Here is a 21,454-nt window from a genome sequence, read left to right as displayed (position 1 = left end):
TGCATGCAGACTAAAAGAGGCTAGACCCCAGTGGCATTGACGATTCTTGGCCTGTCCGGCGCCCTTAGCCATGATCCTTCCGCAGCCTTGTATATCGACGGCAAGCTGATCGCGGCCGCCGAAGAAGAGCGCTTCGTACGCGACAAACATGCAAAGAACCGCATGCCCTACGAATCGGCGAAGTTCTGCTTGGAACAGGCCGGTATCAAGCCTTCCGACGTTGACGTGGTAGCGATCCCGTTCGCCCCGATCAGCCTGTTCGGCGAGGCACGTTGGCACTACGCCAAGCGTTACTGGTACGCCCCGGACCGCGCCCTCGACGCGATCCTGATGGGCAACCGGCGCTACAAACGCTATCGCAACAAGATCGTCTGGTGCCTGGAGCAACTGGGCTTCGATCCGAAGAAAATCAAGATCGAACCGGTTGAACACCACCTGGCCCACGCTTCCAGCGCCTACCACTGCTCCGGCTTCCAGGAGAAGACCGCGATCCTCGGCATCGACGGCAAGGGTGAGTACGCCACCACGTTCTTCGGCTACGGCGAAAACGGCAAGATCCACAAGATCAAGGAGTTCTACGATCCGGACTCCCTCGGCGGCCTGTACGGCGCGATCACCGAGTTCCTCGGTTTCGAGATGCTCGACGGCGAGTTCAAGGTCATGGGCATGGCGCCGTACGGCGACGCCAGCAAGTACGACTTCTCGCGCCTGGCCTCCTTTGAGAACGGCGAGCTGGTGATCAACACCGACTACGCCAACGTCATCGGCCTGCGCCGGTATAAAGAGAAGGGCAAGGGCTTCTACTTCTCGCCAAAACTGATCGAGTGGCTGGGTCCGAAGCGCGAAGGCGACATCGCCGACGAGCCTTACATCCACTACGCCGCGAGCATGCAAGCGCTGTTCGAGAAACTGGCCTTGCAGATGATCGACCACTATCTGGGCGACATCCTCAAGGACACCGGCAAGCTGGCCTTCGCCGGCGGCTGTGCACTGAACGTCAAGCTGAACCAGAAGATCATTGCCCGCGACGACGTGAAAGAGCTGTTCGTGCAGCCTGCGTCCGGCGATGCCGGCACTGCGGTTGGCGCGGCGGCCTATGTGTCTCACGCCCGTGGTGTGCCGGTGGAGAAGATGGAGCACGTCTACCTCGGCCCGTCCTACAGCAACGAAGAGGTGATTGCTGCGTGCGCCAAGCACGAGAGCAAACCGGTGTGGCGCAAAATCGAAAACATGCCCAAGCGCATTGCCAAGATCATGGTCGATGGCAACCCCGTGGCCTGGTTCCAGGGCCGCATGGAGTTTGGCCCGCGTGCGTTGGGTGGTCGTTCGATCATCGGTTGCCCAAGCGCGACCGGCGTGGCTGACCGCATCAACCACCAGATCAAGTTCCGCGAGCGCTGGAGGCCTTTCTGCCCGTCGATGCTCGACACCGTGGCCCCACAGATGATCAAGGTCGATCACCCGGCGCCGTTCATGACCTTCACCTTTGAAGTGTCGGAAGAATGGAAGACCCGCGTGCCGGAAGTGGTCCATGAAGATGGTACTTCCCGCGCCCAGGTCCTCAAGCGCGAATACAACCCGCGCTACTACGACATGATGAAAGAGCTCGAAGTGCTGACCGGCAACGGCGTGTCCCTGAACACCTCGCTCAACCGTCGTGGCGAAGCAATGATCTGCTCGCCGAAAGACGCGTTGGACATGTTCTTCGGCTCCGACCTGCAGTACCTGATCATGGAAGACATCCTGGTCGTCAAAGACGGCGTGGACCCTTATGACGCGCTCGGCTGACCGCCACGTCCTGCAGTTCTGCCATGGCTATGACGGGCCGTTCCTGGACTGCGCACGGCAGTACGCGAGTCTGTTCGCAGGCTCTGGCTACAAAGTGACCACGGTGTTTCTCACAGGGGTCGCTGACCCTGCTGTAGCGGCCGGGTGTGCGTCCGATGAAGTGTTGTTCATGGAATTCAGCTCCAAAGCCATTCGTGGCTTGAAGCTGGGTGCCATCCGTGAGCTGCGCAAGATCGCCGCGTCGCGCAATTTCAGCTTTTGTATCGCCCACCGGTTCAAGCCGATCTATATCGCCTTGCTTGGCACGCGGTTGCCGGTCATCGGCGTGCATCACGCGTTCGGTGATTACCTGCGCGGCAGCCGTAAACTGTTTGCCGGGATCTTTCGCAAGCGCCTGAGCTTGCTGGGGGTTTCCGACGCGGTGCGTGACGACATGCGCCGCTGCCTGCCGGCCTGGCCCGCTGCGCGCATCCAGACGTTGTATAACCGCATTGATGTCGACGCTTTGCAGGCCATCCAGGTGCCTGTGGATGAGGCGCGCGATGCCTTGGGCCTGTCGCCGGATGAGTGGGTGGTCGGCAATGTCGGCCGCCTGCACCCGGATAAAGACCAGGCCACGCTGCTTAAGGGCTTTGCCCTGGCATTGCCGCACTTACCGGCCGAGAGTCGCTTGGCGATCCTTGGCACCGGGCGCCTTGAACAAGCGCTCAAGGATCAGGCTCGTGAGCTGGGGATTGCCGACAAGGTGCTGTTCCTCGGCCAGGTGCCGGATGCGCGTCGGTATTTCCGCGCATTCGATGTGTTTGCCCTGAGCTCCGATCACGAACCGTTCGGCATGGTGCTGCTGGAGGCCATGGCAGCCGGCGTACCGTTGCTGGCCACGGCCTGTGGCGGAGCGAAGGAAGTGGTCGAAGGCGTCGGTATTCTGTTTCCCTTCGGCGACGCCGAACATCTCGCGCAGGGGCTGCGGCACCTGGCCGGGATGGATCAGCACCAGCAACGGCAGTGTGCCGAGATGATGCTGGAACGCCTGCGTACGCGTTTCTCGGATCAGGCGGTACGCGATACCTTCTGGCAACTGCCGCACGTTATTGAACTGACCGCGGGGGCTTGATGCTCAATCGATTTCAAGGCTGGCGCGAGCGCGGCTGGTCCGTCGTCGACGCGCGTGCGTACAACGACGCCTGGCAACGTTTTGGCGGCAGTGTCGCGACCCATCCTCAAGTGATCGAACGTCTGGCCGGGTTGGCCGATATCCCGGTGCGTTACCTGGCCTGGGAGCAGGGCGGTGAACTGCAGGCGTGCATCGCCACCTGGGGCCGCGACCTTGCGTTGTCCAAGGACGTGCTCAAACAAAAGGGCAAGAAAGGCCTGTTTGATTTGGGTAACGCCGAGTTGATCCTGCCGGCCGCCGCGAACACCCAGGCGCCGTTGCGCCACCGCGCACGCTACCTGTCGGTCCTGAACGAAGGCCGTTTCAGCGGCCTCAAGCCCCAGGCCGAGCAACTGGCCATGACCCGCACCCCGGAAGAACTGTCGAAGAAATTCCGCTATAACCAGCGCCGCGAACTGCGTTTGCTCGAAGAGGCAGGCGGTGTCGTGCGCCCGGTCAGTGAGTTTTCCAGTCAGGAATTGGCTGCTATCTACTGCGATCTGTTCCTACGCCGCTGGGGATTTGTCGCCACGGGGGCCGAGCGCATGGCTGAAGTAATCGAGCTGCTGCGCGAGTGGCTGATCGGCTCGGTTATTTTTCTCAACGATGCGCCCATCGCTGTCCAGTTGGTGTACCGGGTCGAATCGCCCGAGTGGATCAGCGTGGAGTACGTCAACGGCGGTGTCGACCCTGAAACCCGCGCGTTCAGCCCGGGCAGCGTCCTGAGTTTCCTCAACACCCAAAGCGCTTGGGAACAGGCGCGTGAAGTCGGCAAGCCGCTGCGCTTTTCCTTCGGGCGTGCCGACCGTGAGTACAAGGACCGTTGGTGCAACCCCGTGCCGGTGCTGACCGTATGAGCCGCAAACAACAATTGCTCAAGCGCCATCGGCGCAACAAACGTGTCGCCGTATTGATCGGCCTGTTGCTGCTGGTGGTGATCGGTGTCTGGGTTGCCTGGTGGCTGCCGCTGGTACTCGGAGTGCTGGCCTGGATCGCCCATGAGGCGTGGTTTGCCGACCATCTGTTTTATGCCCCCAGCGAAGACTATCAATACCGTTTTTCGGCGGAAGCCGAAGTGGCTGGGGTTCGCTTCGAAGGCGGGCAGCTGCGGGTTGATTCACCCCTGCAAGCCGATGCGACCTTGGTATTGGCCATCAAGATCAAGAGCGGTTGGTTAGGTCGCTTTCTGGATCCGGCCGTTGAGATTACAGGCGGTGACAGCACTGATCGCCAGGCTTTCGAGCGCGGTGTGAACGGCATTCGTTATCTCAATCTCAGTGGTCTGGCGCCTGCCCTGGCGGCGGGCGAGCTGCGTTTGCGCGGGCGCTTTTGCACGTTGCACGGCGCGCCCCGGTTGTGGGCCTGGGGCAATCCGGAGTATTCAAAACAGCGGGTGATGGTCATCGCGCCCCATGCCGACGACGCCGAGCTGGCCGCTTTTGGCTTATACAGCCAGGCTGAAAAACCGTGGATCGTGACCCTCACCGCCGGTGAAATCGAAGCCGAGCATTATCAGCAAATGGGTCTGGACCCGGTCGAAGCCTCGCGTACCAAGGGCCGCCTGCGCGCCTGGGACAGCATTGCCGTGCCGCTTTGGGCCGGTGTGCCGCAGGCGCATTGCGTGCAGTTGGGCTACTTCTGCCTGCAACTGCCGGCGATGCGCGCAACGCCTGATCAGCCAGTGGCCTCGCGCGAAGCTGAGCTGTCGGATATCCGCCTGTTTCGCCAGTTCAATCCGTTCCCGTTGCCGGCGGATGTTGACGGCCTGCCGACCTGGAACAACCTGCTGGCCGATCTGCGCCAGTTGCTGCTGACGGCACGTCCCGAAGTGATCGTATTGCCGCATCCAGTGCTCGACCCTCACCCAGACCATATCTGCGCGCAGCAAGCGGTGGTCGAGGCGTTGCAAGGGTTGGAATGGCAGCCGACCGTCGTACTGGGTTACGCCAACCATCTGCATGACAACGACCGCTGGCCCATGGGTGACGCGGGCGCCGGTATTGCCTTGCCGCCGCTGTTCGACGATACGCTTGAGCTACGCCCGTGCAGCCTGCCACTGTCGTTGGCGCAGCAGCGTGACAAAGCCATGGCGCTGGGCATGATGCATGACCTGCAGCCCGCTCCGCCGTTCAAGCGTCGTGTGCGCCGCTGGCTGCAGCGGTTGCTGGCGGGCCGGGCGCGGTCGCCTTATGGTGAGAACGAGTTTTTCCGCAAAGCCGTACGACGGCATGAGTTGTTCTGGCGTTTGTGAAGGCATTTGTGAAAGGGAAAGTCATGAAAGTTTTATTTCTGGTGCAGAAAGAGCAGCGTGCGATTCTGGATCGCTTGTACGAAGGCATTGCCGAGCACTGCGAGTGTGATACCCGCTGGCTGAGCAGTGATGAGCAGCGCAACCTGCGCGGGTACTTCAAACGCGAAGTCGACGTGACGCGCTATGACCGCATCGTGTTCTTCCTGCGCTTCAAGCAGGAAATCCGCCAGGCCGGGTTCATCCGTACGATCCCGAATCTGGTGATCCTCGAACACGATGCCTACCAGAACTACATTCCCTGCAAGTACACCGGTAAATTCAGTGCCCACTACCGTCGTTTGCCGTGGGCACGGGTGATCAGCTCGGGCCACATGGTGACCGAGCGCCTGCGTGCCGAAGGCTTTGATGCGGTGTTTGTGCCCAAGGGTTACGACCAGGCGCTGTTGCAGCCCCAGGGACTTGAGCGCGACATCGAGCTGGCATTTGTCGGCAGCACCAACAGCGTGGCCTATAGCGGACGCAAAGCACTGCTCGATGAGTTGGCACGGGTTGAGCCTTTGGTGGTCACGCGCACCAAGTCGGGTGAGGAGTACTGCGCGACCCTCAACCGGATTCGCTTTTTCGTCAGCGCCGACGTGGGCATGGGCGAGTACATGATCAAGAACTTCGAAGCCATGGCCTGCGGGTGTGTGCTGCTGGCGTTTGACCAAGGGGCTGCGGAGAACGAGGCCCTTGGCTTCAAGGACATGGTCAATGTGGTGTTCTACAAGGACATTCCACAGTTGCAGCAAAAGCTCTCGCAACTGCGCGCCAACCCGCAACTGGCTGCAGAGATTGCGCGCAACGGGCAAGACCTCGCCGTCAGCCAGTTCAGCTTTGCGCGCATCGGGCAGCGTATTGTTGAAGCCCTGAAGCCGCCGTTGCGGCCGCGTGCTCCACTGAGTTTGCTGGAAACGCTGCGCCTGAAACTGGGCGTGTGACATCGGACGCATGGCAGCCAATGATGGCTAAACAACCTATCGAGACTTGAATGCAATTCTCCGATCAGAGCGACATAACCCTCGTCGTGACCAGTTGCGGCCGCTTCGATTTGTTGAAGCGTACGCTTGAGAGCTTCGACCTGTTCAATACCGCAGACATACGCGAAGTCTTCATTACTGAAGACTCTGGCGATGAAGCGGTACGTCTCGCGATTCCCGAGCACTGGCACAGTCATTGCAATTTTTTGATCAACCGTCCGAAGCTTGGGCAACTGGCTTCCATCGACCTGGCCTATGGATCGGTCAAAACCCCCTACATCTTCCATTGCGAAGATGACTGGGCGTTTTACCGGCCTGGGTTTGTCGAAGATTCCAAGGTGGTGCTGGAGCAGCGTCCCGATATCCTGCAAGTCTGGTTGCGTAACTTTGTCTACGATTTGCAGGTGCACAGCCCCTATATCCACCGTGGGCCACGCGAGGTGATTGGTGGCGTACCGTGTTATCCGTTGTTGTCTGAGAAACCTGAATGGCAGGGGTTTTCTCTCAACCCCGGCCTGCGGCGTATCAAGGAATACTGGTTGTGCGCACCTTACGCCGGGTTCGAGGGTGAGAAGGGGCTTTCCAAGCGGTACGCCCAGTTGAACCTGCCTGCCGTTACCCTGGAAGGCGATGCGGTGTTGCACACTGGCTTTGGCTTGCATGTGTCGACATCAGAAGAGCGCGCGACCAAAGCACGGCGTAAGCGCAGAGAGCGGGTGAAGCTGGCAGTCATGCTGAGCCTGGGGCTGGTTATCGGGTGGGCGATTCCCTGGTAATTCCAACACGCGACAACAACGCCTCATAAGGTTTTGCGATGAGTATTCTCAACATCATGTGGGCCGGTGGTTCTGCATTTGCTTCGGTGCAGAAGGTTCATCGGCAGATACTGTCCCGCGCCGACAGCGGCGTACCGATTCACACCTGGTTGCTTCAAGGCAGTGCTGATTCGAGTGACGGCCTGGTTGAACAGGCCGTGGAGTGGAACCTCTCTTCCGCCAGGCTCAAGGGGCGGCACCTCTGGAAATGGTTGATGCCCTTGATGCGTGCACGCTTCCAGAAGGCCCTGCCTGAGGATGTACAGGTTGTGCTTCTTGATGGGGTCGGTGTTGCGCGGGTGCTTTTGCCCGTGCTCAAGCGTTTACCGAACGTGCGTGTGGTGGTGATTTTTCATGGTGCCACGCGCTTGCGGCGTGCAGATCAACAGTTGTTCGATCAATTCCCTGCGTCCCAACTGACGCTGACGGCCGTCTCGAAAACCCTCGCACACTCGCTGGAGCGTTCTCTGCAACGGCCAGTGACGGTGCTGCGCAGCGCCTTTGACCCGGCCGTTTTCGCGCTGCGGCGCTTTCCCGTGAGCAGGCGCGATCCCGTCTGGGCTTGCCGTTGTCTGGCACGCCCGTAGTGGGTGCGGTTGGTCGACTGGTAGACGGCAAGGGGTTTGCCTGTTTGTTGGAGGCCTTTGCCCGTGCGGCGGCTGATCAGCCCGATGCGCGCCTGGTGATCCTCGGCGAAGGGCCAGCGAGGCCCGGGCTTGAGGCACGTATTGCAGCGCTTGGCTTGCAGGACAAAGTGTCGCTGCCTGGGCATCTGCCTGATGCGGCCAGCCTTTACCGGGCGTTTGACTGGGTTGCCATCCCTTCGACGGAAGAAGGCCTGGGGTTGATTCTGCAAGAGGCGGTGATGGTCGGCGTGCCCGTACTGACCAGTGAACTGGCAGTGTTCCGCGAGCAACTGGGGGATGCCGGTTGGTACGCCCCGGCAGACAATGTCGCGTTTTGGGGCGAGCTCCTGACCCGCGCGTTCGCGAGTTCGGGTGAGGAGGTTGTCGAGGCTCAGTCGCGGGCGTTGGCGCCGGAGCAAGCCTGGAATGAATTCAGTGAAACCACCCGGCGTCTGTTCTCATGCACCTAGCAGCGCTTGCTCCAGTGCCTGCATTGGAAAGCGTTCGTTCAGCTTCTCGCGCGCAATATAGCGGGCGAAATGCTGCAGGTTGCGCCGCGCCAGTGCCGGGCTCAACGGCGCGCGCAGGAAGCGCATGTCTGCTACGTCGATCAGGCCCATCTGGTTGTCCGGCGTGACGACGATATTGCCCAGGTGCAGGGAGCGAAAGTAGATGCCAGCAGTGTGCAAGCGGCGAATCAGCGCCACCAGCGGGTCCAGGTTCTGCTCCCAGTCAAAGCCTTCTTTGTTGGCAATCTGGCGCAGTGTCTCGCCCGGCAGCGGGCTATACAGCACAGCGGTCATGCCTGCAGCGTCCAGTTGGAAGTACTCAAGGACGGTCAGGGTTGGAATACCGCGTTCTTGCAGCTTGACCGCGTTATCGATGAAGCGCTTGGAGTAGGGGCGCAACAGTGCCGACGAAAAAAAACGTTTACGACGAAACAGTTTAAGAATGTTCCCGTCCGTCAGCAGGTAGACTTTGGGCCCGTAGCTGTCCTTTTCCAGGATTCTGGCGCCTTCAATCATCGTGTTTAGCGTGGTTTGGGGGAGCCTTGAACATTGCATCGTCGGAAAGCCTTGTTGGAGTCACGGGCACAGTGGTCGGCAATGATGCCGAAAGTTTTTAGTTTTAACCATGCCAGGTTGGCAGGTTGGCCGTATTAGGAGCGGGTGATGCAAGCAGGTCGTTGGGCGCGCGGATGGATGTGTTTTGGGTTGTTGTGGTTTTTGCTGGCGATAGCGTTCGCGCCGACCAACAAAGTTTATCAACAGGGGCTGGCGCTCTTTCTGTGGCTGCCGGCGCTGGTGTTTGCCTGGTCTGCCCGTGAGCAACTCAAACAAGTCTGGCGCGCTCAGCGCTGGATCTGTCTGGCACTCACCGCGCTGGCGGCATGGGGCTTGATCAGCCTGTGGTGGACCAATGCCGAAGACGGCTCCCGCGAGGCCAAGCGCCTGCTCTATATCGGCGTGTTCCTTTTGTTCTTTCCGATACTCGCTGAAGCTCAGCCCCAGCGCGTGATTCGTTTGATGCAGTGGGGCGGCTTTGGTCTTGCCTTGTCGTCGCTGCTGGCCATGATCAAGTTCTATGGCATGGAAGGGAACGTTTGGTACGCGCGTCTTGAAGGGCTGGGTCAGTTGTCTCACCCGATCCTGGGCGCGTATGTGATTGGTCTGGCTGCCGTGTGGTTGCTGCACTGGATGCCGCGTGAGCGCTGGATGCAAGTAGCCTGCATGGCGGCGATCGGCTTGCTCGGCCTGTTTGTGGTAGCCAGCCAAAGCCGCGGCGCCGCATTGGCCCTGTTTTTGAGTGTGGTGGCCATGCCGCTGTGGTGCCGAGACCGGCGCAGCACCCTGATTGCCATCGCTTCAGTGGTGGCGGCAGTGCTGGTATTCCTGTCGATGCAGTCGTTGATGCTGTCTCGTGGCGCGTCGTTCCGGCCGCAGATTTTTATGGCAGCGATGCAGATGATTAGCGAGCGTCCCTGGACGGGCCTGGGCCTGGGTGGTGATTACAACCTGTTCTGGGATGAGCACCGTTTCGATCACTCCCACAACCTGTTCACCCATGTGACCATCGAGCTGGGCCTGCCAGGCCTGATCCTGTGGTCGGCGGTATGGTTCGGCGTGCTGTGGCAAGCCTTGAAAATGCGCGATACCCCGTACGGCAAGGGCATTATCGGCATGTGGGTGTTCTCGTCCCTGGCGATGCAATTCGATGCGGCAAGCCTCACAGGCACTCCTCGGGCCGAGTGGTTCATCACCTGGTTGCCGGTTGCGCTGGCCAGTGTTTTGGTCTGGGCGCGGGCCAAACCCGACGTGTGTGATAAAGTTCGCGTCCTACCCAATCAGTGAGCTCGACACATGAGTGACGCACCGCCCAAAGCGGACCAGGAATCCAGCCTGAAAATTTATTTCCGGCTGCTGGGCTATGTGAAACCGTACCTCGGCATGTTCCTGCTGAGTATCGTGGGCTTCGTGATCTTTGCTTCGACCCAGCCAATGCTCGCCGGGATTCTCAAGTACTTCGTGGATGGCTTGAGCAATCCCGATGTGGTGTTCCTGCCCAAGGTTCCGTTTTTCAAGGACCTGAAGTTGCTGATGGCCGTGCCGCTGCTGATCATCCTGATCGCCGCGTGGCAAGGCCTCGGGTCTTTCCTGGGCAACTACTACCTGGCCAAGGTTTCCTTGGGGCTGGTGCATGACCTGCGGGTCCAGCTGTTCAACAAGCTATTGGTGCTGCCTAACCGCTACTTCGATACCCATAACTCGGGGCACCTGATCTCACGCATCACCTTCAACGTGACCATGGTCACCGGCGCTGCCACGGATGCGATCAAGGTCGTGATCCGCGAAGGCCTGACGGTGGTGTTCCTGTTCGGTTACCTGCTGTGGATGAACTGGAAACTGACCCTGGTGATGCTGGCGATCCTGCCGCTGATCGCAATCATGGTCGGCAGCACCAGCAAGAAATTCCGCAAGCAGAGCAAGAAGATCCAGGTGGCGATGGGTGACGTGACCCACGTCGCCTCCGAGACCATCCAGGGCTACCGTGTGGTGCGCAGCTTCGGTGGCGAAGACTATGAGCAGCGTCGCTTTGCCGCCGCTAGCCAGGGCAACACCGACAAGCAATTGCGCATGAACAAGACCGGTGCGGTCTATACGCCGATGCTGCAGCTGGTGATCTACACGGCCATGGCTGTGTTGATGTTCCTGGTCCTGCTGTTGCGCGGTGACGCCACGGCGGGCGATCTGGTTGCCTACATCACCGCGGCGGGCCTGCTGCCCAAGCCGATCCGCCAGTTGTCGGAAGTCAGCTCGACGATCCAGAAAGGCGTGGCGGGTGCCGAGAGCATCTTCGAACAGCTGGATGAAGTGCCTGAAGTCGACGGCGGTACCGTGGAGCGTGATCGCGTTAGCGGTCGCCTGGACGTGCGCAACCTGAGCTTCACTTACCCAGGTACTGAACGCGAGGTGCTCAAGAACATCAGCTTCAGCGCAGCCCCTGGGCAGATGATCGCTCTGGTTGGCCGCTCAGGCAGCGGCAAGTCGACCCTGGCCAGCCTGATCCCGCGTTTCTACCATCATGAAACCGGGGAAATCCTGCTGGACGAGGTCGAGATTGAAGACTACCGCCTGCGCAACCTGCGCCGGCATGTAGCCCAGGTTACCCAGCACGTGACTCTGTTCAACGACACCGTGGCCAACAACATCGCCTATGGCGACCTGGCCGACGCGCCGCGTGCCGACATCGAGAAAGCTGCGGCCGATGCCTACGCCATGGACTTCATCTCGGAGCTGCCAAAAGGCCTGGACACCGAGGTCGGTGAAAACGGCGTGCTGCTCTCCGGTGGTCAGCGCCAGCGTCTGGCAATCGCCCGGGCCCTGCTGAAAAATGCCCCGCTGCTGATCTTGGATGAGGCGACATCGGCGCTGGATACCGAGTCCGAGCGGCACATTCAAGCTGCGTTGGATAAGGTCATGAAAGGTCGCACCACCCTGGTGATCGCGCACCGTTTGTCCACTATCGAGAAAGCCGACCTGATTCTGGTGATGGACCACGGTGAAATTGTCGAGCGTGGTACGCATGTCGAACTGCTCGCCAAAGGCGGCTACTACTCGCGGTTGCATGCGATGGGGCTGGACGAGCCGGTCGCGAACAACATCACCTGATCCGACGGGGCGCGCAATGCGCCCCGTTGTTTGTATCGAGTTCCTTACAGGGCTTGACCAAAGCCAAATAATTCGTTGCCTATCGTTTGTTATGTTGGCCTTCTCGATTCGAATGACGAACGAGAGGGCTAACCTTCTTGCGTGGGTAATGGAATGTTGCAACGTCTGTTCTGGAAAATGCTTCCCAAGCACCAGAGGGTGTTTCTGCTGGGGCGTTTGTCGGTGGTTGACCGTCAGGCGGTGAACAAATCCCTGTCTGGGGTGACCACCCTTAATCCCGCGTTCGAGCGACACAAATGCGTGTTTATCCATGTGCCAAAATGCGCCGGCAGCAGCGTGTGCTCGGCGCTTCTTGATGGCCGCTGGCCGGGGCATCTGCCGTATTACTGGTATCAGCAGCAGTTTCCCGAACACTGCGAGCGCAGTTTCAAGTTTGCCTTTGTGCGTGACCCGCTGGAGCGGGCTTACTCGGCCTACACGTACTTGCGCGGCAACCACATGGGTGCCCGCGACGTGCAAGCCCAGGCACTGGTCAGCAGCTACCGTGACTTCGACCAATTTGTGGCCGGCTGGCTGCACCCGGACAACCTGCGCCGCCAACTGCATTTCGCGCCCCAGACCGACTTTCTGGTTGATCACCTGGGCGGGATGGCTATGGATTTTCTCGGCCGTCAGGAATCGCTGGAACAAGATTTCCAGCACCTGTGCGAGCGCCTCGGCGTGACCTCATCCCTGCCACATCTGAATGTTTCACTGGGGCGGCGCAGCGAGCCGGTCAGGGCGTTCTGCTCGGTGCGTACGCGCCGTTTGGTCAGGCGCGCCTATCAGCGTGATTACGAGGTGTTGGGTTATGAATAACCAGTCGCTTGCCAGTGGGTCCGCTGCCATTCGTCCCTTTGCCCTGTCGTTGTCGGCGGCGGCACGGGCCGAGCTCAAGCATCAACAGCCGTGCTGCCTGTGGTTGACGGGGTTGTCCGGTTCCGGCAAGTCGACCCTGGCCAATGCCCTTGAGGTGCAACTCAACGAGCAGGGCCGGCACACCTTTGTGCTCGATGGCGATAATTTGCGCACAGGGTTGTGCAATGACTTGGGCATGAGCGATGCGGCGCGCAAGGAAAATATCCGGCGCATTGGCGAAGTGGCGCGGTTGATGGTCGATGCGGGATTGATTGTGATTGTGTCAGCGATCTCGCCGTTCAGCGTCGACCGAGCAACCGCCAAGGCGCTGTTCGGGCCGGGGCAATTCTTTGAGGTTTACGTCAGCACGCCGTTCGACGTGTGTGCTCGGCGTGACCCCAAGGGCTTGTACCGAGCGGCGTTGGATGGGCGTATCAAAGCGTTCACCGGTTTGGACAGCCCCTATGAAGCGCCGAGCGCGGCTGACTGTGAGATCAATACCGATGAGGTCGAGCTGGCCGATGCCGTTGAGCATATCTTGGCGGTTTTGTTTAAAAAATAACCAGTTTTGGCGCATGGCGCATTGCGGATAAAGCTCTCGAACTAGGCAGCGCTCACCCTGTGCTAATATCGCGCCCCTGTTCATTTTGTATGTGGGTTGCTCCATGAAGTTGTCCATGCCGCGATTCGATCAAGCCCCTGTCTTGGTGGTCGGCGATGTCATGCTCGACCGTTACTGGCATGGCGGTACCTCACGGATTTCCCCTGAGGCGCCGGTACCGGTAGTCAAGGTCGAGCAAATCGAAGACCGTCCGGGTGGCGCTGCCAACGTTGCCCTCAATATTGCCGCCCTCGGCGCCCCGGCCTCCCTGGTGGGTGTGACCGGCGACGACGAAGCCGCCGACAGCCTGGCCAACAGCCTGCGCGGTGCTGGCGTGCGTGCGCTGTTCCAGCGCATTGCCCACCAGCCGACCATCGTCAAGCTGCGGGTCATGAGCCGTCACCAGCAGTTGCTGCGTATCGATTTCGAAGAACCCTTCGCCACCGACGCCTTGGCCCTCAGCGGTCAGGTCGACGAGTTGCTCGAAGGCATCAAGGTGCTGGTGCTGTCCGACTACGGCAAAGGCGCATTGAAGAATCACCAAGCGCTGATCCAGGCCGCCAAGGCCAAGGGCATCCCGGTGTTGGCCGATCCCAAGGGCAAGGACTTCTCGATTTATCGGGGCGCCAGCCTGATCACGCCGAACCTCAGCGAGTTCGAAGCCATCGTCGGCGGTTGTGCCGATGAGCACGAACTGGTGACCAAAGGCGCGGCACTCATGGCCGATCTCGACCTCGGTGCCTTGCTGGTAACCCGTGGCGAGCACGGCATGACCCTGCTGCGTCCAGGCCACCCGCCGATGCACCTGCCGGCGCGGGCCCGTGAAGTGTTCGACGTCACTGGCGCCGGAGACACCGTGATTTCTACCCTGGCCGCTTCCATCGCGGCCGGCGAAGAGCTGCCTCACGCCGTGGCCCTGGCCAATCTGGCGGCGGGCATCGTGGTCGGCAAACTGGGTACCGCTGCCATCAGCGCACCTGAGCTGCGCCGCGCCATCCAACGCTCCGAAGGCTCGGAGCGCGGTGTGCTGACCATCGAGCAATTGCTGCTGGCGATTGACGACGCTCGCGCGCATAACGAAAGCATTGTGTTCACCAACGGCTGCTTCGACATCCTGCACGCCGGCCACGTGACTTACCTGGAGCAGGCGCGCGCCCAAGGCGATCGCCTGATCGTTGCGGTCAACGACGACGCTTCGGTCAGCCGCCTGAAAGGCCCTGGCCGTCCAATCAACAGCGTCGACCGGCGCATGGCCGTGCTGGCTGGGTTGGGAGCAGTGGACTGGGTGATCAGTTTCCCTGAAGCGACCCCGGAAAATCTGCTGGCTCAGGTCAAGCCGGACGTCCTGGTCAAGGGCGGCGACTATTCCGTCGACCAGGTGGTCGGTGCAGATATCGTCAGCGCCTACGGCGGCAAGGTCAAAGTGTTGGGTCTGGTTGAGAACAGCTCGACCACGGCGATTGTCGAGAAGATCCGCAATAATGAGTAAGGCTGATCCGTTGGTTCTGATCACCGGTGGCGCGGGCTTTATTGGCTCGCACCTCGTGGATGCCTTGCTAGCTAAGGGCTACGCGGTGCGTGTGCTGGACAACTTGTCCACAGGCAAACGCAGCAACCTGCCGTTGCACAACCCGCTTGTCGAGCTGCTCGAAGGTGATGTCGCCGATGCCGGGCTGGTTGCGCGTGCCGCTGTTGGCGCAACGGCGGTGGTGCACCTGGCGGCGGTCGCGTCCGTGCAGGCCTCGGTGGATGATCCGGTCAGCACGCACCAGAGCAATTTCGTCGGTACCCTGAATGTCTGCGAAGCCATGCGCAAGGCAGGCGTCAAGCGCGTGGTCTTTGCATCCAGCGCAGCGGTGTATGGCAACAACGGCGAAGGTGCTTCGATTGACGAAGAGACTACCAAGGCGCCGTTGACGCCCTATGCGTCCGATAAGCTGGCCGGCGAGCACTACTTTGATTTCTATCGCCGCCAGCATGGTCTGGAGCCGGTGATTTTCCGCTTTTTCAATATCTTCGGGCCGCGCCAGGACCCGTCGTCGCCATACTCCGGCGTGATCAGTATCTTCAGCGAACGTGCACAGCAGGGTTTGCCGATTGCCGTGTTTGGCGATGGCGAGCAAACCCGCGACTTCATGTACGTGGAAGACCTGGTTGACGTGTTGGTGCAGGCGATCGAAGCGCCGCAGGCTCCTTTGGGGGCGATCAACGTGGGCTGGAACCGTACCACTACGCTCAAGCAAGTGCTGCAGGCGCTGGAAGAAGCGGTGGGCTCCTTGCCATCCGTGACTTACGGGCCGGCGCGGTCGGGGGATATTCGGCATTCACGGGCGAACAACCAGCGGTTGTTGGCGAGTTTCACGTTGCCGGAACCTACCCCGCTGAAAGTCGGCCTGGAACGACTGCTTAACGGCTAACCATCAATTCAATGTGGGAGTGGCAAGCCCTCTCCCACATTTAGATTGCAGTTTAGCCCTTGGCCTTTTTCTTCGGCACGATCTTGCGCAACACGCGCCGCGCCAATCCCTTCAACTTCGACTCCTTCTCCGGCTCCGCCAGACCTTGCTGTCTCAGCCAATCCTTCCAGCGAATGCGCTCTTCCCGCACCAGCCAGCCTTCCTGCTGGGCGAAGCTTTCCGCCAGGTACAAACCCCGCGTACTGGCCGGGTACAGTTGGTCTTTCTTCACGGTGTACAACTCGGGAAGGGGCTGGCCGTCTTTTAGCGGCATCAGGTACAAGTCCGGACGCTTGCGGTCCAGGCGCGCGACCAACTGGTCGCCTTCCAGGCGCTCATCCACATGGAACAGGCTCAGCGACTTGGCTTCCTTCGGCACTTCCAGGCGAAGGTCGTAGATCAATTGCAGCGATGCCGTGGGCAAATGCACATAGGCCCGTGGTCGTTCGATCAACTGGGTGGTGGCGCAACGCACCGGGCGGGCCGCACCGGATAGCGGGCTCAGGCGAAACGGCAGCGCTTCGCGGTAATGCAGCGCCGCGGAGTAGGGCGCCGGCAGCCAGGTGTCATTGAAGCGCCCGCCGAGCCAGCCTTCGGGTGTTTCCAGCAGGCACTCTTCAGCAATCTCCTGGATGGCGGTGTGCAGTGGCAAGTTCAGCTCGTGGGCCGGGACGTAGCCGGAGATCAGCTTGAGCACCACATCCCCACGGTCCTGGCGACGCTGGCGCACCAGCACCCAGTAATCGCGGTTTTGCCAGTGCAGGGTCAAGCGTACCGACACGCCGAGGTTGGCCAGTTCCAGCACGAAACGTTCCGAGTCTGCCACCTCCACCGGCTTGCGCCGTTGCAGGGTCTGGGCGAAGTTGAGCGGCATGCCCACGCTCTGATAGCTCAGGCCTTCAGGGGTGGCTTCGACGTGCAGCGGCAGTGTTTTAAAGTTGCTGGGGTTTTTTCTTATGAGCGTTCGCGGCATGTCGGCTCCTTTTTGCGACGGGGTCGGCCGCGTGGGCGGCATCAGAGTTGACGAATGACCTTGGCAGCGGTCGCCACGTTATGGGCCAGGTGCAGCGGATTAATGGTCCCGACAATAGCACTGGCGACGCCGGTTTGCGCAAACAACAGCATGAAACTGGCATGTATTGGATCCATTCCGGGCTCCAGGCAAACGTGGCCGCTGGCCAGTGCCTTTTTGACCAGGATGCCCTTGCCATGGGCCGCTGCATAATCAATGACGGCTTTCTCCGCCTGTTCGTTCAAATTGTAGGTGACCATCGCGCAATCACCTTGTTCCAGAGCCTTCACGCCGCCTTCGACGGTTTTGCCGGAGAAGCCGAAACCGCGAATCTTGCCCTCTTTTTTCAGCTCTGCGAGGGTCTGGTAGACCTCGCACTCGTTGAGGATGTGCAGGTCGTTACCATCGGAATGCACCAGCACCAGGTCGATAAAATCCGTTTCAAGTCGTTTCAAGCTGCGCTCAATGGACAGCCGAGTGTGGGCGGCACTGAAATCGTGCTGGGAGACACCATTTTCGAACTCTTCGCCTACCTTGCTGACGATCACCCAATCCTTACGTTGGTCGCGTAACAGCGGCCCCAGGCGTTCTTCGCTGCGCCCATAAGCCGGCGCGGTGTCGATCAGGTTGATGCCAAGCTGACGAGCTTGGCGCAGTAGCATTCGCGCTTCGTCGTCATCCGGAATCTGGAAACCGTTGGGGTATTTAACACCCTGGTCGCGGCCCAGCTTGACGGTGCCCAGGCCCAGCGGCGATACCAGAATGCCGGTGCTGCCCAAAGGGCGATGCAGGTCGTGCAAAGTTGGCAGGCTCATGGCAACAGTTGCTCCCAAGCTGGAACGCCGAGGGCGGGTTTTGGCAGGTCCGGCAGCGGTTCAACTGCGCTTGGGCGGATGCCGTCACGTTCGAGGCTGTTAATTACGCGATCGGCGAAGTCAGGCGCCAAGGCCAGTTTGGTCGGCCAGCCCACCAGCAGGCGACCTTCGTCGGCGACAAAGGCGTTGTCGGGACGGCTGAGGCCTGATTGCAGCGGTTCGGCGCGGTCGACGCGCAGAGTGGCCCAGCGGGTTTGGCTCATGTCGATCCAAGGCAGCAATTGCGCGAGTTCTTTCTGGGCGGTGGCGATTTGTTCCTCGGGCGTACGTGCAACGCCGTCGGCCTCGGCAATATCACCGCCCATGTACCACACCCAGTTGCCATCGGCAGCCGGATGGGTGGTCACGGTGATACGTGGCTTGGTGCCGCCACCCAGACAGTGGGCGTACAGCGGCTTCAGGCCTGGGCCTTTGGCGATGATCATATGCAGTGGACGTTTTTGCATGGCCGGATTGTTCAGGCCAAGGGTGCTCAGCAGTTCAGCGGTGCCGCCGCCAGCGCTCAAGACAATGCGCTGGGCGCGGATTTCACGGCCATCCACCTTCAAGCCCACCAGCGTGTTGGCGTCCAGCAGCGGTTCGATATGTTGACCTGCAAGCAAGCCGTCACCGGCAAGCTGCGCGAGGCGTTCGATCAGGCTTGGTACATCAACCACCAACTCGGCCAGGCGATACACCTTGCCCTTGAAGCGGCGGTCTTGCAGTGCCGGTGGCAGGTCGTCGCCCTTGACCTGATCGACACGGCCACGCACGGCCTTGCTGGCAAAAAAACTGGTGAGGTTGCCGGCGAGGGTACCGGGGGACCACAGGTAATGGGCTTCGGACAGCAAACGCACGCCCGACAGGTCCAGTTCGCCGTTGCCCGCCAAAGCTTCACGCCAGCGGCGCGGCATGTCGGCAATCGCTTCGGAGGCGCCGGTAAGGGCGCCATGAAGGGCGTATTTCGCACCGCCGTGAATAATCCCCTGGGACTTCACGCTTTGCCCGCCACCCAAGGTGGCGCTCTCCACCACCACCGTGGAAAACCCCTGGCGGCGCAGCCGCGCATTCAGCCAGAGGCCGGCAACCCCGGCGCCGACAATCAGAACGTCGGTGGAAATAACGGATGGCATGGGCGACCTCAGTGTTCAAGACAAGAGGCGCAGTATACAGGCTGTTGAGTAGCGGTCAGTGCCCGGCGGTTTTCGAGAACAACTGGATGACCACCACGCCCAGCACAATCAGCCCCATCCCCAGCATCGCCGGGACATCCAGCTTCTGCCCATAGATAAACAGCGCCGCGATACTGACCATCACGATACCCATCCCGGCCCACACGGCGTAGGCCACACCCACCGGCACCGTGCGCACCACCAGCGTCAGCATCCAGAAGGCCACGCCGTAGCCGACAACTACCAGCAACAACGGGATCGGCGTGCTCCAACCCTTGATGGCTTTCATCGAGACGGTAGCGATCACTTCCGAGCAAATGGCGATAGCCAGGTAGTAGTAGGCAGGGTTCATGGCGTCAATCCTCGGTGTACAGCGCACTTGATAAGGTCGGCATTTTAGGGCTTTACCAGATGGGGTAAAGTCATTACCTATCCGATTTGAAGATGGGTTAGCCATGCAGTGGAATCTTGAACAGATGCGTCTATTTGTCGACGTCGCCGAGCAGCGTTCGTTTTCAGCGGTGGCGCGTGGGCAGCGCAAGGCGCAATCGGCGGTAAGCAATGGGATTGCATTGCTGGAAGCGGACTTGGGTGTGAGCCTGTTTGAGCGTAGCAGCGGGCGCCAGCCGCGCCTGACTGAAGCCGGTAGCGTGTTGCTGGAGGAAGCGCGCGAAGTGTTGCGCCAATGTGAGCGGCTCAATGGCCGCGCGCTGTCATTGACCCGTGGTGAAGAAGCCTGCCTGCGATTGGCTCAGGACGAGGCAATGTTGTTCCAGCCGGTGCTCGATAGCCTTGAGGCGCTGGCGGTGCAATACCCGTTGCTGGAAGTGCAACTGTCCAGTGCCGCCCAAGGCGACGTGGCGCGCAAATTGGTGGAGCGCAAGGCAGACCTGGGCCTGTTGTTCTATCACGACCAGATTCCCGAGGCCCTAGAGCGGCGCGTGGTGGGCAGTGTGGAAATGGTCACCGTCTGCGGCGTGAACCATCCGCTGGCCAAGGACGGGTACGTGACGTGCCAGCGCTTGGCCCAGTACCGGCAGCTGTTGATGTCGACTCAGACCAGTGTCTACCCCGGCAGCGAAGCAGCCAGTCCGCTGGTGTGGCGCGCCGACAGTTTCTACGTATTGGCCGAATGGCTGATGAGTGGCCTGGGCTGGGCCTGGTTGCCGCGGCATATCGTGCAATACCCGACCTATCAGCAACAAATGGTGGAGCTGGACAGCGAATGGACGCCGCCGGCCCTGGTGGTGGAGCTGGTATGGCGTCGCGACGAGCCCCTTGGGCCTGCTGCGCGTTTCCTTGCCGAACGTTTTGCCGAGTGCCTGCGGGCGATTGATTGAAAAAGTGGATAAACTCCGCGGCCATGAATAGAACTCTCTACAGCTGTCTGTTTTACCTGGCGCTGCCGTTGGTGGCTTTACGTCTGTGGCTGCGCGCGCGCAAGGCACCGGCCTACGCCAGGCGCGTGGGCGAGCGGTTTTCCTATGGCTTGCCGGTGATGCAGCCTGGCGGAATCTGGGTGCATGCCGTGTCAGTGGGCGAAAGCATTGCCGCTGCGCCGATGATCCGTGGGCTGCTGGAGCGTTATCCACAGCTGCCGATCACCGTCACTTGCATGACGCCCACCGGTTCCGAGCGGATCCAGGCGTTGTTCGCCAACAAGCCGCGTATCCAGCACTGCTATTTGCCCTATGACTTGCCGTGCGCCGCCAAGCGTTTTCTCGATCGCGTGCAGCCCAAGCTCGCGGTGATCATGGAAACCGAACTGTGGCCCAATCATATCCACGCCTGCGCCCAGCGCGGAATTCCGGTGGCGCTGGCCAATGCGCGGCTGTCGGCGCGCTCTGCCAAGGGCTATGGGCGTTTCGCCAAGCTGACGGCGCCGATGCTGGCTGAAATGAGCTTGTTTGCTGTGCAGACGCACACCGAGGCCCAACGTTTCTTGAGCCTGGGCGCGCGGCCGGAGACTGTGGAAGTGACCGGTTCTATCAAGTTCGACCTGACCATCGACCCGCAGCTACTTGAGCGTGCCGCCGCCTTGCGCGAGCAATGGGGCGCCAGCGAGCGTCCCGTGTGGATCGCCGCCAGTACTCACGAAGGTGAAGATGAAGTGGTGTTGGCCGCTCATCGTCAGTTGCTCAGCCACTATCCCAACGCGTTACTGATTCTGGTCCCGCGTCATCAGGAACGCTTCGGCCCGATGTTCGAGCTGTGCAAGCAGCAAGGATTTGCCACGGTGCGCCGTTCTACAGGCGAGCCCGTAAGCGCACAAACTTCAGTGCTGCTCGGCGATACCATGGGCGAGTTGCTGTTTCTCTACGCCCTCGCCGACAGCGCCTTCGTCGGCGGCAGCCTGGTGGCGACCGGTGGGCACAATCCTCTGGAGCCGGCGGCACTGGCCAAGCCGGTGATCATGGGGCCCCATGTGTTCAACTTCCTCGAAATCACCGCGATGATGCGCGAAGCGGGTGCGTTGCGTGAGGTGGATGACGCTGAAGGATTGGCCGAAGCCGTGCGACAGCTGTTCGAGCTGCCGCAGGATGCGCGCAAGATGGCGCAGGCGGGGCTCAAAGTGATGCAGGCTAATCAGGGCGCGCTGAAGCGGTTGCTGGATGGTTTGGGCCGATTGATCGCTCGCTGA

The 21,454-nt window shown here is 60.6% G+C and carries 19 protein-coding genes and 1 pseudogene; 15 read left to right on the top strand and 5 right to left on the bottom strand.

The window, feature by feature from the left end; genetic code table 11:
- The first annotated feature begins 30 nt into the window (after window positions 1-30).
- The 7 genes and pseudogenes from AB4N82_RS07520 to AB4N82_RS07490 all read left to right on the top strand — a co-directional run bounded on the left by AB4N82_RS07520 (window position 31) and on the right by AB4N82_RS07490 (window position 8,122).
- Window positions 31-1,788 carry a carbamoyltransferase family protein gene (locus AB4N82_RS07520; protein ID WP_095186089.1) on the top strand — a complete coding sequence of 586 codons (1,758 nt, stop codon included), beginning with the start codon at window positions 31-33 and terminating at the stop codon, window positions 1,786-1,788.
- Window positions 1,772-2,902, top strand: coding sequence for a glycosyltransferase (locus tag AB4N82_RS07515; protein ID WP_122682096.1), 1,131 nt, complete (start codon window positions 1,772-1,774; stop codon window positions 2,900-2,902). Before AB4N82_RS07520 ends, AB4N82_RS07515 begins: the two co-directional genes overlap by 17 nt.
- On the top strand, window positions 2,902-3,798 hold the full coding sequence (locus AB4N82_RS07510) for an antimicrobial resistance protein Mig-14 (protein ID WP_122764214.1): 897 nt from the start codon (window positions 2,902-2,904) through the stop codon (window positions 3,796-3,798). Before AB4N82_RS07515 ends, AB4N82_RS07510 begins: the two co-directional genes overlap by 1 nt.
- Window positions 3,795-5,192, top strand: a complete 1,398-nt coding sequence (locus AB4N82_RS07505; RefSeq protein WP_122764213.1) for a PIG-L deacetylase family protein — start codon at window positions 3,795-3,797, stop codon at window positions 5,190-5,192. Before AB4N82_RS07510 ends, AB4N82_RS07505 begins: the two co-directional genes overlap by 4 nt.
- A 23-nt stretch (window positions 5,193-5,215) precedes the next feature.
- Window positions 5,216-6,172 (top strand): glycosyltransferase family protein, encoded by a 957-nt coding sequence (locus AB4N82_RS07500; RefSeq protein WP_095186086.1) that lies wholly within the window; start codon window positions 5,216-5,218, stop codon window positions 6,170-6,172.
- A 50-nt stretch (window positions 6,173-6,222) separates the two neighbouring features.
- Window positions 6,223-6,987: a glycosyltransferase family 2 protein gene (locus AB4N82_RS07495; RefSeq protein ID WP_122764212.1), complete on the top strand. Its 765-nt coding sequence runs from the start codon at window positions 6,223-6,225 to the stop codon at window positions 6,985-6,987.
- A gap of 38 nt (window positions 6,988-7,025) precedes the next feature.
- Window positions 7,026-8,122, top strand: a pseudogene (locus tag AB4N82_RS07490) (glycosyltransferase).
- Here AB4N82_RS07490 and AB4N82_RS07485 read toward each other — a convergent pair.
- On the bottom strand, window positions 8,111-8,677 hold the full coding sequence (locus tag AB4N82_RS07485; RefSeq protein ID WP_177326457.1) for a BUD32 family EKC/KEOPS complex subunit: 567 nt from the start codon (window positions 8,675-8,677) through the stop codon (window positions 8,111-8,113). The pseudogene AB4N82_RS07490 and the gene AB4N82_RS07485 overlap by 12 nt on opposite strands.
- Window positions 8,678-8,824: 147 nt before the next feature.
- Between AB4N82_RS07485 and AB4N82_RS07480 the strand changes: the two genes are divergently transcribed.
- From AB4N82_RS07480 to AB4N82_RS07455, 6 genes are all read left to right on the top strand, one after another.
- Window positions 8,825-10,003, top strand: a complete 1,179-nt coding sequence (locus tag AB4N82_RS07480) for an O-antigen ligase family protein (protein WP_122764210.1) — start codon at window positions 8,825-8,827, stop codon at window positions 10,001-10,003.
- A gap of 9 nt (window positions 10,004-10,012) precedes the next feature.
- A complete protein-coding gene (gene msbA / locus AB4N82_RS07475) occupies window positions 10,013-11,821 on the top strand; it encodes a lipid A export permease/ATP-binding protein MsbA (RefSeq protein WP_032890412.1) in 1,809 nt (602 codons plus the stop codon).
- 153 nt (window positions 11,822-11,974) lie between these two features.
- On the top strand, window positions 11,975-12,679 hold the full coding sequence (locus AB4N82_RS07470) for a sulfotransferase family 2 domain-containing protein (RefSeq protein ID WP_095186169.1): 705 nt from the start codon (window positions 11,975-11,977) through the stop codon (window positions 12,677-12,679).
- Window positions 12,672-13,280 carry an adenylyl-sulfate kinase gene (gene cysC, locus AB4N82_RS07465; RefSeq protein WP_122764209.1) on the top strand — a complete coding sequence of 203 codons (609 nt, stop codon included), beginning with the start codon at window positions 12,672-12,674 and terminating at the stop codon, window positions 13,278-13,280. Before AB4N82_RS07470 ends, cysC begins: the two co-directional genes overlap by 8 nt.
- A gap of 103 nt (window positions 13,281-13,383) precedes the next feature.
- Entirely contained in the window at window positions 13,384-14,808 is a 1,425-nt protein-coding gene (hldE, locus tag AB4N82_RS07460) for a bifunctional D-glycero-beta-D-manno-heptose-7-phosphate kinase/D-glycero-beta-D-manno-heptose 1-phosphate adenylyltransferase HldE (RefSeq protein ID WP_122764208.1), read from the top strand.
- Complete coding sequence (locus AB4N82_RS07455) at window positions 14,801-15,736, top strand: NAD-dependent epimerase/dehydratase family protein (protein ID WP_095186081.1); 936 nt, start codon at window positions 14,801-14,803, stop codon at window positions 15,734-15,736. The genes hldE and AB4N82_RS07455 overlap by 8 nt, the downstream gene beginning before the upstream one ends.
- Before the next feature lie 52 nt (window positions 15,737-15,788).
- On the opposite strand, the gene AB4N82_RS07450 is transcribed toward AB4N82_RS07455, so the two are convergent.
- From AB4N82_RS07450 to AB4N82_RS07435, 4 genes are read right to left on the bottom strand one after another with little or no spacing between them, the layout of a single operon-like run.
- A complete protein-coding gene (locus AB4N82_RS07450) occupies window positions 15,789-16,748 on the bottom strand; it encodes a hypothetical protein (RefSeq protein WP_032890421.1) in 960 nt (319 codons plus the stop codon).
- Window positions 16,749-16,789: 41 nt separating this feature from the next.
- Complete coding sequence (locus AB4N82_RS07445; RefSeq protein WP_032890423.1) at window positions 16,790-17,602, bottom strand: aldo/keto reductase; 813 nt, start codon at window positions 17,600-17,602, stop codon at window positions 16,790-16,792.
- On the bottom strand, window positions 17,599-18,774 hold the full coding sequence (locus AB4N82_RS07440) for an NAD(P)/FAD-dependent oxidoreductase (protein ID WP_122764207.1): 1,176 nt from the start codon (window positions 18,772-18,774) through the stop codon (window positions 17,599-17,601). Before AB4N82_RS07440 ends, AB4N82_RS07445 begins: the two co-directional genes overlap by 4 nt.
- A gap of 55 nt (window positions 18,775-18,829) precedes the next feature.
- A complete protein-coding gene (locus AB4N82_RS07435; protein ID WP_032890426.1) occupies window positions 18,830-19,165 on the bottom strand; it encodes a DMT family transporter in 336 nt (111 codons plus the stop codon).
- A 103-nt stretch (window positions 19,166-19,268) separates the two neighbouring features.
- Between AB4N82_RS07435 and AB4N82_RS07430 the strand changes: the two genes are divergently transcribed.
- Window positions 19,269-20,153: a LysR family transcriptional regulator gene (locus AB4N82_RS07430; RefSeq protein WP_122764206.1), complete on the top strand. Its 885-nt coding sequence runs from the start codon at window positions 19,269-19,271 to the stop codon at window positions 20,151-20,153.
- Between the two features lie 23 nt (window positions 20,154-20,176).
- Window positions 20,177-21,454 carry a lipid IV(A) 3-deoxy-D-manno-octulosonic acid transferase gene (gene waaA, locus AB4N82_RS07425; RefSeq protein WP_122764205.1) on the top strand — a complete coding sequence of 426 codons (1,278 nt, stop codon included), beginning with the start codon at window positions 20,177-20,179 and terminating at the stop codon, window positions 21,452-21,454.

This window comes from Pseudomonas sp. H1_D04 (assembly GCF_054683855.1).
The sequence above is the reverse complement of the archived record's forward strand: the minus strand, read 5'-3'. Positions and strand labels throughout refer to the sequence as shown.

Excerpts from the sequence above, each read along its gene's own strand:
- AB4N82_RS07515 (WP_122682096.1), top strand. The coding sequence starts at position 1,772 with ATGACGCGCTCGGCTGACCGCCACGTCCTGCAGTTCTGCCATGGCTAT.
- AB4N82_RS07510 (WP_122764214.1), top strand. The coding sequence starts at position 2,902 with ATGCTCAATCGATTTCAAGGCTGGCGCGAGCGCGGCTGGTCCGTCGTC.
- AB4N82_RS07505 (WP_122764213.1), top strand. The coding sequence starts at position 3,795 with ATGAGCCGCAAACAACAATTGCTCAAGCGCCATCGGCGCAACAAACGT.
- AB4N82_RS07500 (WP_095186086.1), top strand. The coding sequence starts at position 5,216 with ATGAAAGTTTTATTTCTGGTGCAGAAAGAGCAGCGTGCGATTCTGGAT.
- AB4N82_RS07495 (WP_122764212.1), top strand. The coding sequence starts at position 6,223 with ATGCAATTCTCCGATCAGAGCGACATAACCCTCGTCGTGACCAGTTGC.
- AB4N82_RS07485 (WP_177326457.1), bottom strand. The coding sequence starts at position 8,677 with ATGATTGAAGGCGCCAGAATCCTGGAAAAGGACAGCTACGGGCCCAAA.
- AB4N82_RS07480 (WP_122764210.1), top strand. The coding sequence starts at position 8,825 with ATGCAAGCAGGTCGTTGGGCGCGCGGATGGATGTGTTTTGGGTTGTTG.
- msbA (WP_032890412.1), top strand. The coding sequence starts at position 10,013 with ATGAGTGACGCACCGCCCAAAGCGGACCAGGAATCCAGCCTGAAAATT.
- AB4N82_RS07470 (WP_095186169.1), top strand. The coding sequence starts at position 11,975 with ATGTTGCAACGTCTGTTCTGGAAAATGCTTCCCAAGCACCAGAGGGTG.
- cysC (WP_122764209.1), top strand. The coding sequence starts at position 12,672 with ATGAATAACCAGTCGCTTGCCAGTGGGTCCGCTGCCATTCGTCCCTTT.
- hldE (WP_122764208.1), top strand. The coding sequence starts at position 13,384 with ATGAAGTTGTCCATGCCGCGATTCGATCAAGCCCCTGTCTTGGTGGTC.
- AB4N82_RS07455 (WP_095186081.1), top strand. The coding sequence starts at position 14,801 with ATGAGTAAGGCTGATCCGTTGGTTCTGATCACCGGTGGCGCGGGCTTT.
- AB4N82_RS07450 (WP_032890421.1), bottom strand. The coding sequence starts at position 16,748 with ATGCCGCGAACGCTCATAAGAAAAAACCCCAGCAACTTTAAAACACTG.
- AB4N82_RS07445 (WP_032890423.1), bottom strand. The coding sequence starts at position 17,602 with ATGAGCCTGCCAACTTTGCACGACCTGCATCGCCCTTTGGGCAGCACC.
- AB4N82_RS07440 (WP_122764207.1), bottom strand. The coding sequence starts at position 18,774 with ATGCCATCCGTTATTTCCACCGACGTTCTGATTGTCGGCGCCGGGGTT.
- AB4N82_RS07435 (WP_032890426.1), bottom strand. The coding sequence starts at position 19,165 with ATGAACCCTGCCTACTACTACCTGGCTATCGCCATTTGCTCGGAAGTG.
- AB4N82_RS07430 (WP_122764206.1), top strand. The coding sequence starts at position 19,269 with ATGCAGTGGAATCTTGAACAGATGCGTCTATTTGTCGACGTCGCCGAG.
- waaA (WP_122764205.1), top strand. The coding sequence starts at position 20,177 with ATGAATAGAACTCTCTACAGCTGTCTGTTTTACCTGGCGCTGCCGTTG.